This is a genomic window from Christensenella intestinihominis, from assembly GCF_001678845.1.
Classification (GTDB): domain Bacteria; phylum Bacillota; class Clostridia; order Christensenellales; family Christensenellaceae; genus Christensenella; species Christensenella intestinihominis.
The window spans coordinates 415,854-428,890 of sequence record NZ_MAIQ01000002.1; the positions used below are offsets into that span (position 1 = coordinate 415,854).

The 13,037-nt window shown below is 56.2% G+C and carries 17 protein-coding genes; 13 read left to right on the forward strand and 4 right to left on the reverse strand.

What is annotated here, in order from left to right; translation table 11 throughout:
• Positions 1–262 precede the first annotated feature (262 nt).
• Complete coding sequence (locus BBD38_RS04610) at positions 263–1,063, forward strand: pentapeptide repeat-containing protein (RefSeq protein WP_066685113.1); 801 nt, start codon at positions 263–265, stop codon at positions 1,061–1,063.
• 54 nt (positions 1,064–1,117) lie between these two features.
• Here BBD38_RS04610 and mscL read toward each other — a convergent pair whose 3' ends face one another.
• Both mscL and BBD38_RS04620 read right to left on the reverse strand, forming a co-directional pair.
• Positions 1,118–1,588, reverse strand: coding sequence for a large conductance mechanosensitive channel protein MscL (gene mscL / locus BBD38_RS04615; protein ID WP_066685116.1), 471 nt, complete (start codon positions 1,586–1,588; stop codon positions 1,118–1,120).
• 12 nt (positions 1,589–1,600) lie between these two features.
• Positions 1,601–1,942, reverse strand: a complete 342-nt coding sequence (locus BBD38_RS04620; protein ID WP_082989487.1) for an MGMT family protein — start codon at positions 1,940–1,942, stop codon at positions 1,601–1,603.
• A gap of 111 nt (positions 1,943–2,053) precedes the next feature.
• On the opposite strand from BBD38_RS04620, the gene BBD38_RS04625 reads away from it, so the two are divergent.
• From BBD38_RS04625 to BBD38_RS04680, 12 genes are all read left to right on the forward strand, one after another.
• Positions 2,054–2,317, forward strand: coding sequence for a glutaredoxin family protein (locus tag BBD38_RS04625; protein WP_066685119.1), 264 nt, complete (start codon positions 2,054–2,056; stop codon positions 2,315–2,317).
• A 167-nt stretch (positions 2,318–2,484) separates the two neighbouring features.
• A complete protein-coding gene (locus BBD38_RS04630) occupies positions 2,485–3,534 on the forward strand; it encodes a DUF2776 family protein (protein ID WP_066685121.1) in 1,050 nt (349 codons plus the stop codon).
• Positions 3,535–3,582: 48 nt separating this feature from the next.
• Positions 3,583–3,798 (forward strand): DUF3006 domain-containing protein, encoded by a 216-nt coding sequence (locus tag BBD38_RS04635; protein WP_082989488.1) that lies wholly within the window; start codon positions 3,583–3,585, stop codon positions 3,796–3,798.
• 147 nt (positions 3,799–3,945) lie between these two features.
• Complete coding sequence (locus BBD38_RS04640; RefSeq protein WP_066685126.1) at positions 3,946–5,202, forward strand: cation:proton antiporter; 1,257 nt, start codon at positions 3,946–3,948, stop codon at positions 5,200–5,202.
• A gap of 147 nt (positions 5,203–5,349) precedes the next feature.
• On the forward strand, positions 5,350–6,330 hold the full coding sequence (locus BBD38_RS04645) for a transglutaminase-like domain-containing protein (protein ID WP_066685129.1): 981 nt from the start codon (positions 5,350–5,352) through the stop codon (positions 6,328–6,330).
• A gap of 55 nt (positions 6,331–6,385) precedes the next feature.
• Positions 6,386–7,426 carry a type II secretion system F family protein gene (locus BBD38_RS04650; RefSeq protein WP_066685132.1) on the forward strand — a complete coding sequence of 347 codons (1,041 nt, stop codon included), beginning with the start codon at positions 6,386–6,388 and terminating at the stop codon, positions 7,424–7,426.
• Between the two features lie 12 nt (positions 7,427–7,438).
• Complete coding sequence (locus tag BBD38_RS04655) at positions 7,439–7,774, forward strand: hypothetical protein (RefSeq protein WP_066685136.1); 336 nt, start codon at positions 7,439–7,441, stop codon at positions 7,772–7,774.
• A 30-nt stretch (positions 7,775–7,804) separates the two neighbouring features.
• The gene (locus tag BBD38_RS04660; RefSeq protein WP_066685139.1) at positions 7,805–8,284 is read left to right on the forward strand and encodes a DUF4860 domain-containing protein; all 480 of its coding nucleotides are present in this window, start codon (positions 7,805–7,807) and stop codon (positions 8,282–8,284) included.
• Between the two features lie 2 nt (positions 8,285–8,286).
• Complete coding sequence (locus BBD38_RS04665) at positions 8,287–8,673, forward strand: hypothetical protein (RefSeq protein WP_066685142.1); 387 nt, start codon at positions 8,287–8,289, stop codon at positions 8,671–8,673.
• The gene (locus BBD38_RS04670; RefSeq protein ID WP_066685145.1) at positions 8,663–9,130 is read left to right on the forward strand and encodes a hypothetical protein; all 468 of its coding nucleotides are present in this window, start codon (positions 8,663–8,665) and stop codon (positions 9,128–9,130) included. The genes BBD38_RS04665 and BBD38_RS04670 overlap by 11 nt, the downstream gene beginning before the upstream one ends.
• Positions 9,131–9,185: 55 nt before the next feature.
• Entirely contained in the window at positions 9,186–10,244 is a 1,059-nt protein-coding gene (locus BBD38_RS04675; RefSeq protein ID WP_066685426.1) for a type IV pilus twitching motility protein PilT, read from the forward strand.
• Between the two features lie 29 nt (positions 10,245–10,273).
• Entirely contained in the window at positions 10,274–11,497 is a 1,224-nt protein-coding gene (locus BBD38_RS04680) for an AfsR/SARP family transcriptional regulator (protein WP_147568082.1), read from the forward strand.
• Positions 11,498–11,552: 55 nt separating this feature from the next.
• On the opposite strand, the gene BBD38_RS04685 is transcribed toward BBD38_RS04680, so the two are convergent.
• A complete protein-coding gene (locus BBD38_RS04685) occupies positions 11,553–12,200 on the reverse strand; it encodes an ABC-2 transporter permease (protein WP_066685151.1) in 648 nt (215 codons plus the stop codon).
• 6 nt (positions 12,201–12,206) lie between these two features.
• Entirely contained in the window at positions 12,207–13,037 is an 831-nt protein-coding gene (locus tag BBD38_RS04690) for an ABC transporter ATP-binding protein (RefSeq protein ID WP_066685154.1), read from the reverse strand.

Genomic DNA, 13,037 nt, shown 5'->3' on the forward strand with positions numbered 1-13,037 from the left:
TAGTATTGTCAATTATCGGCGGGAAAATCCTGCGAATATTTCAAATAAACCCTGGAAAAAGGCGGCCGGATTAAAACCCGGCCCCACGGAATATGCAAAAATCCCGCGTGAATCACGCGGGATTTATTTTGTTAATGCGTATTATCGCAACAGGACGGGTATGGTTTCCATATCTGTTTTTCTTTTACCGGCAGTTTCCCCATCGTAACACGTTTTCCTTTTCCCCGCAACCCGGCGGGCCGTTTTATGCTATAATGGGCGTATGGAGATTGTAACTACAAAATTAAACAGCGATTGCGGGGCATGCAGCGGCCTGTGCTGCGCGGCCCTCTTTTTTGCGAAAGCGGACGGCTTTCCCGAGGACAAAAACATGGGAACGCCGTGCGTGAACCTGCAAAGGGATTTCCGCTGCGCCGTGCACGGCAGCCTCGCGGAACGCGGCCTCCACGGCTGCATGGCGTACGACTGTTTTGGCGCGGGACAAAAGGTGACGGCGCTGTTTGGCGGCGATACCTGGCGGAACCGGCCTTCCCGCGCGGGAGAAATCTTTGAAGCGTTCCTCACGGTGCGAATGATGAACCAGATGCTCTGGTACCTGTGCGAAGCCTGGAGGATCGAGCCGTCGGCAGAAATACGCGCTTTGATCGCGGAAAATGAAGAAGCGGCGCGCGGGCCGGAGGTGGCGGCCTTTGATGTTTACGGCTACAAGGCGCGTGTGGACCGGGTTTTGAAGCGGATTACCGGAGAAGTACGGAAAACCGCGAACGGGAAACGCGCGGACGCGGACTGCATTGGCAAGAGCTTCCGCGGCCGGAATTTATATGGAACGGATTTCAGCATGTCGCTGCTCATTGCCGCGGATTTCGAAGGCTGCGCCCTTGGGAAAGCAAATTTTTTGGGCGCGGATATGCGCGGCGCGAACATCAGGGGCGCGGATTTAAGCCAAAGCCTTTTCCTCACGCAAATACAGGTGAACGCGGCGGACGGCGACCACGCCACAAAACTGCCGCCCGGGCTCTCCGTGCCCACAGGCTGGGCAGGCGCATCCCCCGCATACCGATAAAAATGCCGGAAACCATTCCGGCATTTTTATTTCCATCCAACTATTATAAATAAATTATTCCGCTTTCGCTTTGGCCGCCGCCTCGTCGACGCATGCGTCATCCGGCAGGATCGATGTGCAGTGGGGGCAGCGCGTTGCATCGTCCGCAATTTCCGTCCTGCAATACGGGCACAGGCGGGCCGCCTTTTCTTCCGGCTCCGGCTCCGGCTTCTTCAGGTGGATGCTGTTGAGCGCTTTAATCATTATGAAGATGACCAAGGCGATCAGCAGGAAGCTGATGACCGCGTTGAGGAAATTCCCCACCATGATTTTGGAATCCCCAAACAGCGGAATATACCAGTCCGAGAAATTGAGGCCGCCCGTCAGGAGCGTGATAACCGGCATGATAATATCGCTCACCAGCGAATTGACGATCGCCGTGAACGCAGTACCAATGATTACGCCGACCGCGAGGTCCATCACGCTTCCGCGCGAGATAAATTCCTTAAATTCCTGTATGAATCCCTTTTTCTTCTTTTCCGCCATATTTCTTCTCCTTTATATTATTTTTATTCTATCGTACGTAGTTTCTTTCCCGCCGTTCCAGCGGTACTTTTCCAAATCCACATATCCTTCCGCGCTTACGCGCACGCCCTCCGCTTCGAGCAGGCCTCTCTGCGCGTCCGTCCCGCCGAAGGCAGGCGCCGGGGCGAGCCGTCCTTCCCGGTTTACCACGCGGTGGCATGGAATTCCGCCGCAGTCGGGACTCGTATGCAGCGCGCAGCCCACAATACGCGCCGCGCGGGGATTGCCCGCCAGCCGCGCGATTTGCCCATAGGTCGCGACCTTTCCCCGCGGTATCCTGCTTACCATTGTATACACAGTCTCGAAAAAATTCAAACCATTATATCCCTTTCGCCGGTTTACTTCATTATACCCCAAAAGAACGGTTTACAAAAGCGCGGGACGGGGTATCTTTATTAAAACAACCGGGAAAGAGGGTGTAAGGCCATGGCGAAACACGTAAAGATGATGGTGCTTGACGGGTGCCCGCACTGCAGACACGCATTTGAATTGATGGACGAGCTGAAGAAAGAGCATCCCGAATATAACCAGGTAGATATTGAAGTGATTGAAGAAAACCGCGAGGCCGGAAAGACGCAGGGGTACGATTATTGGTATGTCCCTACCTTCTTTGTGGGCGACGAGAAGGTTCACGAGGGAGTTCCCACCAAGGAAAAGATCGAGCGTGTGTTCACCGAGGCCTTGAAGTGATCCGCATGCGCCGCCTTCTGCGGCACGATCCCGTTTCATTCAATATTTCGTGACAGCAAAGGCTTTCCCGGCATGGGAAAGGCCTTTTTTTTTAATGTTAGAAAAAGCCCTTGTGGTTATGTAAAAAGCATCAGCTTTCATGAAATATTCTTATGGGGTGAACGGTTATGAATTTAAAAATCAGTGTGTTTTTCCGCGGGATTCCTCTTATTATGGGCGCGATCTGCCTCGGCTTTGGCCTTTATGTCCGGGAGATGGGGATTGGCGACGGTTATGTGATTGCGGGCAACGTACTCATTTCGCTGACGGCGATCTGCATTGCGCTGTTTTCCACCGCGGCGACGATTATCCGGCAGATTATCAAACGCTTCAACCGCGCCGACCGTATTTTTTATCCTCTGCTCGGCTATGCGGCGGGGATTTTTACGGCGTGCTGCGGCATCGCACTCTTTACATCCGGCGGCACGTCTGCGGATTACGTATCCGGGAACGTCGCGTTCGGGGTCGGGCTGATTGCCTGCTGCGTGGCGACGGTCGCCGTCTCTTCGGGTAAATTCTCAATGATTCCCCAAAATTCCGCAAAGCTTACGGACGGACAGCCCGTTTCCGGCGGATACTCCAAGGGAACCTACGGCGTATATTTCGCCGTGCCCGTCGTTTGCGCGGCCATCGCGCTCGTGCGCGGGGCGATCCTTCTTTCGGGCGACACCACGCCCGATTTCGTGGCGGGGCATGTTATGGTCGGACTTGGCCTCGTATGCGCGAGCCTCATTGCCCTTGTGGCGACGATACTCCGGCAGATTGAAAACCAATTCGGCAGCCGCGAGCGCTGGAAATGGAGCGTTATGGTGGCCGTACTCGGCACCGTATGCATTGTGTGGGGCATCCTTATTATGAACCCCTACAGCGCGGCGGCCGTCGCCCCCGGGTTTGTGCTCATCGGCCTCGGGCTCATCTGCTACAGCATTTCGAGCAAGGTGCTGCTGCTCGCATCCGTATGGCGGCGGGACGCGCCCCTCGGGAAGCGCATTCCCCTGATTCCCGTGATGACCGCGCTTTCCTGCCTGTTCCTCGCGGGGTTCCTTTTTGAAGCGTCGTATGCGAACACCAATTTCTTTGTTCCCGCCCACATTATGGTGGGGCTGGGCGCGGTCTGCTTCACACTCTTTGCCATCGTTTCGATCCTCGAATCGGGCACAACGAAATCCCCGGCGTGATTTTTGCACCGTCCTGTGTTAAAATATGGATATCAGGAGTGTATGGGCATGCGTTATATAATCGACCGGTTTGAAGATGATATGGCCGCCGTTGAGCTTGGGGACGGCAGCATGGTTTCCCTGCCCAGGGCCGCCCTGCCCCCCGAGGCCCGGGAAGGCGACGTGGTTTCCGTATCCGTCGATTCCCATGAAACGGCGCGGCGCAAAGGCGAACTGAAAAGCAGGGTGGAAAAATTATTCCGGCAGGGACAAACGAACGAATAGCAGGCAAGGCCCGCGTACCGCGGGCTTTTTTTATGCCGGAATTTTCTATTTGCTTTTTCGGGAGCGAGATGTATAATATTATAGGTTGATAGCAAGGGTGAACCGGCCTTGGGCCGTTCGATAAATTTTTAATTTGGAAGTGGACTTATGGACTATAAATATTTGCTTGACCTGGCGCTTATCCTGCTCAGCACCAAACTGCTCGGGCTCGTGACCCGAAAGTTTAAAATGCCGCAGGTTGTGGGCGCATTGCTCGCGGGTATCATCCTCGGCCCCGCCTGTCTCGGAATTATCGACAACACAAATTTCATCAAGGCGCTTTCCGAAATCGGCGTAATCGTATTGATGTTCTCCGCGGGTATGGAATCCGACATCCACCAGCTTAAAAAGGCGGGCAAGGCTTCGTTTATCATTGCGGCGCTCGGCGTGGCGGTGCCCCTTGTCGTCGGCTTTGCGGTTGCGGGCGTGTTTAACAACCCTTCCGTAATCCAGACCGACCTTGACACCAACCGCTTTTTGCAGAACGTATTCATCGGCGTTATCCTTACGGCAACGTCCGTCAGCATTACGGTGGAAACCCTGAAGGAAATGGGCAAGCTGAACAGCCAGGTCGGCATTACGATCCTCGGCGCCGCGGTAATCGACGATATCCTCGGCATTATCGCCCTCACGGTGATTACCAGCCTTGCCGACCCGTCTGTGGCGGTGGGGATTGTGCTCCTTAAGATCGTCGGCTTTTTCGCGTTCGCCATCGGGGTCGGGTTCGTTACCTACCTCGCTTTCAAAAAATGGTCCGACCGGCATATCGACGACCACCGCCGTTTTGTGGTGATGGCGTTTGTGATCTGCCTGCTGATGTCCTTTTGCGCGGAGGAATGGTTCGGCGTCGCGGATATTACGGGCGCGTTCATCGCGGGCCTGATTCTTTCCAACACCAGCCACGCGAAATATATGGCGTCGCGGTTCGAGACGCTGTCCTATACGCTGCTTTCGCCCATCTTCTTCGCGAGCGTGGGCCTGTCCGTGGTGCTTACGGATATGAGTATGATGATCGTGATATTTGCGCTTGTGCTGCTCGGCGTCGCGATCATCACCAAAATCGTGGGCTGCGGGCTGGGCGCGAAAATCGCGGGTTTTAACAACAAGGAATCCATGCAAATCGGCTGCGGCATGGTGTCGCGCGGCGAGGTTGCGCTGATTGTGGCCAACAAGGGCGCGGCCGTGGGCCTGATGTCGCCGATCCTTTTTGGCCCGGTAGTCATCGTGGTTGTGGTAACGACGATTCTCTCCCCCATCCTTTTAAAGCTTTCCTTCGGGAAAAAGAAGAAAAAAGGCGGCGGCGCGGGAATTGAAGACCCTGTCCTTTCCCCGCCCAAACCGGCAGGCGAGGCGCAGAGCCAATAATGTGATCTTTCGCCCTTCGGCCATGCTGCCGGAGGGCTTTTTTTTCACGGAAATTTAACAAACCCGGCTCTGCCGCCCGCTTTACATTGGTGTTTCAGTCGTTTATACTGGACAGTAAATAATACGTTATGCAGAGGGTATTTTTTGATGAAGCGTCGGCACATCCATATTAAAAGCATAGCCGCAGCGGTGCTGATGATTGCGGTTGTTGTTTTTTCCGCATGCAGCGGCGCGCCGGGCGCGCATGCTTCCGGAAGCCAGACAGCCGAAGAAGCTGCCTCTGCCGGGCAGCCGCAGCAGGATACCCGCAGCAGCGAGCCGTCCGTACTGGTTCCCGAAGCGCCGGGCACGCAGGTGATCGGCGCGGACAGTGCCGTAATCGATATATCGAACGTATCCCGCGGCTATGTCTGCGCGATGTATACGGGGGACGGCGAAAAGGTAAAGTTCCAGATTTCCTGCGGCGAGGCGACCTATAATTACGACCTTTGCGCGGGCCGGCAGGAGGCGTTTCCCTTGAACTGCGGGGACGGTTCCTATAAATTCTCCATCCTCAGGAACACGGAGGGGGACCAATATGTGGCTGTGTGTGCGGGAACGGCGGACGTGGCGCTGGAAAACGAATTCCTTCCTTACCTTTACCCCAGCCAATATGTGGATTTCACGCCGGAAAGCGCGGCGGTGGCGCAAGGGGAGAGCCTTGCGCAGGGGGCGGCGGACGACCTCGACGTTGTTGCGCGGGTATATGACTACGTGATTGACAACATTGCCTATGACGGCGGCAAGGCAAACGCCGTGGCAAATGAAACCGGCTACCTGCCGGATATTGACGAAACCCTCCACACCAAAAAGGGAATTTGTTTCGATTATGCTTCCCTGATGACGGCCATGCTCCGTTCGCAGCGCATCCCGACCCGCCTTGTGGTCGGCTATGTGACCACGGGCGGCGAGGAAATTTACCACGCATGGATCAGCGTATATACCGAGGGCACGGGCTGGATCGACAATATTATTTATTTCGACGGGACGGACTGGGTGCGCATGGACCCTACGCTTGTGGCGTCGAGCGGGCAAAAGGAAAACTATACGGGCGAAGGCGACCAATATAACGCGATGTATTACTACTGAGGCGAGCCTGTCGCCGCCTTTAAAGAAGCTTGGAATAGAACCGGGAGGAACGGTTATGGCAGGAAGCGGAAAACTGACAAACGGAGAGATCACTGTTTTTTGTGAACAGCTCGCCTATACGCTGAAAGCGGGAATTTCCCTCGAGGAAGGGCTCCTTGTCATCGGCGAAGACCTCGGAGACGCCGAAGGTTCGCGGATCATCGGGGAACTGACGGAGGCGGTGGGCGAGGGCGGCACGCTTGCGGGCGCGCTGCGCGCATCCGGGAAATTCCCCCATTATATGGTGCAGATGGTAGAAATCGGCGAGGCCTCGGGCAGGCTCGAGCAGGTGCTTTCTTCCCTCTCCGCCTATTACGAGCGGCAGGAAGCCCTTGCGCGGAGCATTAAAAGCTCCGTTACCTATCCGCTTATCATGATCGTTATGATGGTTGCCGTAATCCTTGTGATCGTCACCCAGGTGCTTCCCGTATTCCAGGAGGTTTTTCGCGGCCTTGGGAGCGAAATGTCGGGGTTTGTGCAGGGGCTCCTGCAATTTGGAAACGCGGTAAGCCGGTATGCGGCGGTGATTATTATCGTGATCGCGGCGCTTGCGGCCGCGCTGCTTTTCCTGCGCGCATCGAAGCGCGGCAGGGCTTTCCTTTCCTCCGTCCGTGCACGGATGTTTAAAAAAACGTCCGCCGCCGTTGCTTCGGGCAGGTTTGCCTCCGCGATGGCGATGATGCTTGGCAGCGGGATGGATGTGGACGAGGCGCTCGCCATGACCGGGGAGCTGACCGGGGACGAACGGACGCGCGGCAAAATTGCCCTGATGAAACAAAAGATGGAGGCGGGCATGGGATTTGCGGACGCCGTCCGGGAGGCGGGCATGTTTTCCGGCCTGTATGGGAAAATGATCTCTGTGGGGTTTAAAACCGGGACGCTTGACAGCGTTATGGACCGCATCGCCGACCGCTATGAGGAAGAGGCCTCACGGCGGATGAACGCGGTTGTCTCCGCGCTCGAGCCGACGCTCGTCGCGGTCCTGTCCGTTATCGTAGGGCTGATCCTGCTGGCGGTGATGCTGCCGCTCGCGGGCGTGATGTCCGCAATCGGATAAGGGGTGGATGTGATGCGCAATGTGTTTACAGCCGGGCGGGAAAAAAGCGCCGTGCCGTGGAAAATAATTGTTCCCGTGCTGTGCTTCCTCGCGGTGGTCCTGATTGTATTGGCCGGGATCGCAAACATATCGCAGGCCACGCGCGCGCAGGGGCGGGAAACCGCGGAAGAGGCGGTGCGCCGGGCGGCCGTGCAGTGTTACGCAATCGAGGGGCGTTACCCGCGGGACATCGCCTATCTCGAAGCGCATTATGGCCTTATCCTGGATACGGATCAATATTCGTACCACTTAAGGCCCGTCGGCGATAACCTGATGCCTGAAATTTTCGTGTTTTCGCCGGAAGGATAAGCCGGGAAAAAGAGTTTGGAGGGAAACCGGATGGATCGAAAACAGCATACCATTGATATCGTGTTCGCGCTTTCCCTTTTCTGCGTATTCGCGGTGCTGTCTCTCTTTGTCGTGGTGCTGGGCGCGAACGTATATAAAAGCATCTCGACCGAAATGGCGGCGGGCTACCATATGCGCAGCTCCCTCGTATACCTCACGGAAAAGGTGCGGCAGACAGGCGGCGCGGATGAATTTTCCATTACCGGGGTGGACGGCGGCGACGCGCTGGTGCTTCCTTCTTCCGTAAACGGAACGGATTATGAAACCTGGATTTTTGTAAGCGGCGGGAAGCTGATGGAGGCAACCGTCGAAGCGGGTACGGAGGTAAGCGCGGCCTATGGCCAGCCGATCATGGAGCTTGCCGCGCTGCGCCTTACGAAGGATGGAAACCTCCTGCGGATTGGGGTCACGGACACGCTCGGCAACGAATTTGAAAGCGCGGTATACCAAAGGGCCGCGGCGGGGCGGTGATAATGACGGAAAGATCGAAGGGCAGGCTGTTCCTGCTGGAAATTATCATTATTATACTGTTTTTTTCCATTGCGGCCGCCGTGTGCATGAATATGTTTGCCAAGGCAAAAAGGCTCAGCAACGAGGGGGCGGAGCTTTCCGCATCCGTCATGCTTGTGCAGGAAGCTGCGGAAACCTTCCGCGCGACGGGGGAAATCCCCGGAAGCGAGCTCTTTTACGGCGCGGATTTTGAGCCAGTGGACAACGCGGAAGCGGCGGTGTATGTACTGAAAACCACAGCTTCGGAAAAGGACGGGCTGCTGTCGGCTCACATTTCGGTAGAAAAGGACAATACGGCGCTTTTTTCCGTAGATACGGCGCGCTATGGAGGAACCGCCTATGAAGGATAGAGGGGCGCAGGGCGTCCATGTGGGCATTGGTATTGGCGGCGTTTCGATTCTCGCGGTGTTTGTGATCCTTTGCCTGACCGCGTTTGCCGCCCTGGCCCTTACATCGGCGCAGGCGGACCGTACGTTTGCGGAAAAAACGGCGCAGGCTGCACGCGCCTATTATGCCGCTGATACGGCGGCGGAGCAGCGGCTGGCAGCGCTGGCGGAGGCCGCGGGGGCGCCCGGCTTTGAAGCCGTTCTTGAAGGCGGCGGATATACGGCGGAGGCCGTGGACGGCGGGATTTTGGTCAGCTTTACGGAGCCTGTGGACGACACGCGGGAGCTTCATGTGCAGGTGCTGTTCGGGCTTGGTCCGGACGGGGCGCCCACCGGGAAGTGGGAGCGCGTCCTCTGGCGGACGCAGGCGCTGCCTTATCCTGAAGAAACGCAGGCGGCAAATTTATTGTCTGCAAATTAAAACAGACGCCGGGTCGGGGGCTTCTCCGATCCGGCAGCGGAGGAATATGGAAACAATGAAAGCGGAACAGTTGCTCAAAACGGCGGCCGAGCGGCAGGCCTCGGATATATTTATCATTGCGGGGATGCCGCCCGCGCTGAAGATAAACGGCCGCATTGTGCGTTATGGGGAGGAGCTTTTGCGGCCGGAGGACACGGACCTTGTGATCCGGGAGCTGTATGCCCTTGGCGCACGCGAACCGAAAAATATGTTTGAACACGGGGACGACGATTTTTCCTTTTCCCTTGCGGGCATATCGCGTTACCGCGTGAGCATATACCGCCAGCGCGGTTCCCTTGCGGCTGTTGTGCGCGTGATTGCGTTCAGCCTGCCCGACCCGCGCGAGCTTGGAATCCCGGAAAGCGTCCTTTCCCTTGGCGGTATGCCCAAGGGCCTCGTCCTTGTAACAGGCCCTGCGGGCAGCGGAAAATCGACGACGCTTGCGTGCATCATCGACCGGATCAACAGGACGCGCAACAGCCATGTGATTACGCTCGAGGACCCGATCGAGTACCTGCACCGCCACAGGGAAAGCATCATCAGCCAGCGGGAGATCGCAACCGACACGGAAAGCTATGCGGTTGCCCTGCGCGCCGCGCTCCGGCAGGCGCCGGATGTGATTCTGCTCGGTGAGATGCGCGACCACGAAACAATCAGCGTGGCCATGACGGCCGCCGAAACCGGGCACCTTGTGATTTCAACGCTGCATACGATGGGCGCGGGAAACACAATCGACCGGATTATCGACGCGTTCCCTTCCGGCCAGCAGGGGCAGATCAGGACGCAGCTGGCAATGGTGCTCCAGGCGACCATTTCCCAGCAGCTTGTGCCTTCCATTGCCGGCAATATTGTGCCCGCATTTGAAATTGTGCGGTGTAATACGGCCATCCGCAACATGATCCGCGAGGCGAAAACCCACCAGATTGAAACGGCAATCGCTTCCTCGGCGGCCGAGGGGATGGTCACCATGGACGCGAGCCTTTTGAAAATGTGCGCGGACGGCGTTATCAGCGCGGAAACGGCAATTGCCCACAGCTTATCGCCCGACGTGGTAAAACGGAAGTTACAGCGGTAACAGGCCGGATACAGGAGGAAATTTTGGTTTTGAAAGAACTATCCGTAAAAATGTTCGGAGGATTTGAAATATCCTACGACGGAAAAGTTATCATCCCCAGGGATGCGCGCAACAGCAAGGTTTTGCAGCTTTTCCAATATTTGCTTTTCCGCCGCGGAAGCATGATTCCCCAGGACGACCTGATCGAGGTCCTTTTATGCGGCGAGGAGTGCGCGAACCCGGCTTCCGTGCTGAAAAACATCGTATACCGGCTGCGCAAGCTGCTCGAGGAGCGCGGCGTACCGCGGGATTGCATCCTCCACGCCAAGAATTCCTATGGCTTTTCGGAGGAAACGCCGTGCCGGATCGACACCGTGGAATATGAGGAAATTGTGCAAAAGCTGAACGCCGGCGGGCCGGAGGACGGGAAAGAAAAGCTGGCGCTGTGCCTGCGGGCGATAGACCTTTACGGGGAAGGATTCCTGCCCCATTCTTCCGGGGAGCCGTGGGCAATGGGCGCGTTTGTAAGATATGAAGGAATGTACTGCGACCTTTTCCGCACGGCCTATTCCCTTGTGCGGGAACAGGAAGCATACGACAGGTTCATTGCCAGCCTGAAAAAGGCAACCTCACTGTATCCCTATGAGGAGGACCTCACGCTGATATACATTGACTGCCTGTATGAAGCGAAGCGCGTGCAGGACGCCCTTGAAGCGTATGACGCGGCGGCCACCCTGATGCTCGACGACCTTGGCCTCAAGCCTTCGGAGCGGATGCAGGCGCTGCACGGCAAGATTACGGGAGGCATGCAGGAGATTGCGTCTTCCGTTTTGGATGTACGCAGCAAGATTGCCGAAGACGGCGCTTCGGGGGCGCTTTCCTGCAACCTCGAGGTGTTTACCAAAATATACCGGTTTGTGGTGCGGCATATGGAGCGCAGCGGCCAGTCCGTATTCCTGATGCTGTGCACGCTTTCAAGCCTTGACGGGGCCCCGCTCGAGAGCGGCGAACAGACCCGGAAAACGGTAGAACAATTCTACGCCGCGGCGGGCGCGTCCCTCCGCAGGAGCGACGTATACGCGCGGTACAGCCCTTCCCAGTTTGTGTTGATGCTGATGGAGATCAAACAGGAAAATTGCAGCATCGTGGCGGACCGCCTGCGTTATTTTTTCTACCGCAACGCGAAAATGAACCGCACGCGGCTCACCTGCAAAAGCATTTCCGCCGCGGACATGGACATGATGATGGAGGATTCCTCCGCCGGAAAATGGTAAAAATTACGGCCCGGAAATCCGGGCCGTTTTTTATATCCTGAAAACCGCCGGGCGGTTACAGGTCGAACGCCTCGAACGATTTCACGGACCTGCGGTATGCGGCCGCGGTGAGCAGCGCCCACAGCGCCGCGCCGATTGCGAGGACGGCAGCCTGGTAAGGAAGGTTTTGCGCGCCCGGCGCGTTCAGGTAATGTTCCACAAAGGGCACCGCAAAGCGGCTTGCTTCCACAAACAGCATACAAACCGAAAACGCGATGCAGCCAAGGAGAAACGGCACGCCCACCTTGTTGGGATTTTTGTAATATTTCGTAAAAAATACAAGGTTAAACAGCCCGAGCATCAGGAACGCAAAGCCAAAAAACGCGGCGTTCACATTCATTCCCGCCTCGTTTGGCCCGGAATACACGGCGCTCCTCAGCAGCGCAAAGGGAACGGCGGCTGCGAATTGAAGCAGCTCGATCAACACCACCAATAGAAAACGCGCCGCTACGATTCCACGTTTTTCGGCCGGGAGCAGCATCGTATAATAGATATCCTTATTCTCCCGCCCTGACATGCAGATAAAAAACACGCCGAGGCAGGTATAGAAGAAAATGATAAAATAAGGATAGCTCGGGATCATGAGCATGGACGAGAGGCATAAAAAAAGGATTGCCGCCGGATGCATCGCGAGCATCAGTTCTTTGTAAATCAGGTCTTTCATGTCCGCTTACTCCTTTTCCATATGGACCATGATTTCTTCAAGGTCCGCATCGGTTATTTCCGCATCCAGGGCAGCTATGTCGTCCGCGCGCACAAGCGCCGTGTGGCCGGTGCGCTCACGCTTCACGCCGACCAGCCGCGGGTCGTGCGGGACACCGCCCGAAAAACGCGCTACCTTATATTCCGCAAGGAAGGCGTCGAGGCCCTCTTCCGCCAATATTTCCCCGTTTTTGATATAGATGATATTATCCGCGCATTTTTCAAGGTCCGTAGTGATGTGCGTGGAAAATAGCAGCGTAATGTCTTCATTTTGCACAAGGTCCATGAAAATATCCAGCAGTTCGTCGCGCGAAACCGGGTCGAGCCCGCTTGTGGGTTCGTCGAACAGCAACAGCTTTGCGTGGTGCGAAAGCGCGAGCGCGAGGGAATATTTTACCTTCATACCCTCGGAAAGCTGCTTCGGCGTTTTCCGTTCGTCAAGGCCGAAAAGCTCCATATAGCGCCGGTAGGCCGCGTCATCCCATTCATGGTAAAAGCGCCTCGTTACGTCCGTGATCGTCTTAAGCTTTTTCATGGGATAATAGTCGATTCCGCCCGAAACAAAGCCGAGCTTCTGTTTTATTTCAAGCTCGTGGGGCGCAAACTCCCGCCCGAAAAAACGGATTTCCCCGCCGTCCGGGTGCACAAAGTTTAAAAGCGATTTCAGGGTGGTTGTTTTCCCCGCGCCGTTACGACCGATGAACCCCGTAATTTCGCCTTCCCGGAGATCGAACGATACATTTTTGAGGGCAAAGCCCTCATATTTTTTGCATAGGTTTTTAACAGATAATACGGTCAT

Bases quoted from the DNA above. Each gene is read 5' to 3' on its own strand.
- BBD38_RS04610 (WP_066685113.1), top strand. From the start codon at position 263: ATGGAGATTGTAACTACAAAATTAAACAGCGATTGCGGGGCATGCAGC.
- mscL (WP_066685116.1), bottom strand. From the start codon at position 1,588: ATGGCGGAAAAGAAGAAAAAGGGATTCATACAGGAATTTAAGGAATTT.
- BBD38_RS04625 (WP_066685119.1), top strand. From the start codon at position 2,054: ATGGCGAAACACGTAAAGATGATGGTGCTTGACGGGTGCCCGCACTGC.
- BBD38_RS04630 (WP_066685121.1), top strand. From the start codon at position 2,485: ATGAATTTAAAAATCAGTGTGTTTTTCCGCGGGATTCCTCTTATTATG.
- BBD38_RS04635 (WP_082989488.1), top strand. From the start codon at position 3,583: ATGCGTTATATAATCGACCGGTTTGAAGATGATATGGCCGCCGTTGAG.
- BBD38_RS04640 (WP_066685126.1), top strand. From the start codon at position 3,946: ATGGACTATAAATATTTGCTTGACCTGGCGCTTATCCTGCTCAGCACC.
- BBD38_RS04645 (WP_066685129.1), top strand. From the start codon at position 5,350: ATGAAGCGTCGGCACATCCATATTAAAAGCATAGCCGCAGCGGTGCTG.
- BBD38_RS04650 (WP_066685132.1), top strand. From the start codon at position 6,386: ATGGCAGGAAGCGGAAAACTGACAAACGGAGAGATCACTGTTTTTTGT.
- BBD38_RS04655 (WP_066685136.1), top strand. From the start codon at position 7,439: ATGCGCAATGTGTTTACAGCCGGGCGGGAAAAAAGCGCCGTGCCGTGG.
- BBD38_RS04660 (WP_066685139.1), top strand. From the start codon at position 7,805: ATGGATCGAAAACAGCATACCATTGATATCGTGTTCGCGCTTTCCCTT.
- BBD38_RS04665 (WP_066685142.1), top strand. From the start codon at position 8,287: ATGACGGAAAGATCGAAGGGCAGGCTGTTCCTGCTGGAAATTATCATT.
- BBD38_RS04670 (WP_066685145.1), top strand. From the start codon at position 8,663: ATGAAGGATAGAGGGGCGCAGGGCGTCCATGTGGGCATTGGTATTGGC.
- BBD38_RS04675 (WP_066685426.1), top strand. From the start codon at position 9,186: ATGAAAGCGGAACAGTTGCTCAAAACGGCGGCCGAGCGGCAGGCCTCG.
- BBD38_RS04685 (WP_066685151.1), bottom strand. From the start codon at position 12,200: ATGAAAGACCTGATTTACAAAGAACTGATGCTCGCGATGCATCCGGCG.
- BBD38_RS04690 (WP_066685154.1), bottom strand. From the start codon at position 13,037: ATGACCGTATTATCTGTTAAAAACCTATGCAAAAAATATGAGGGCTTT.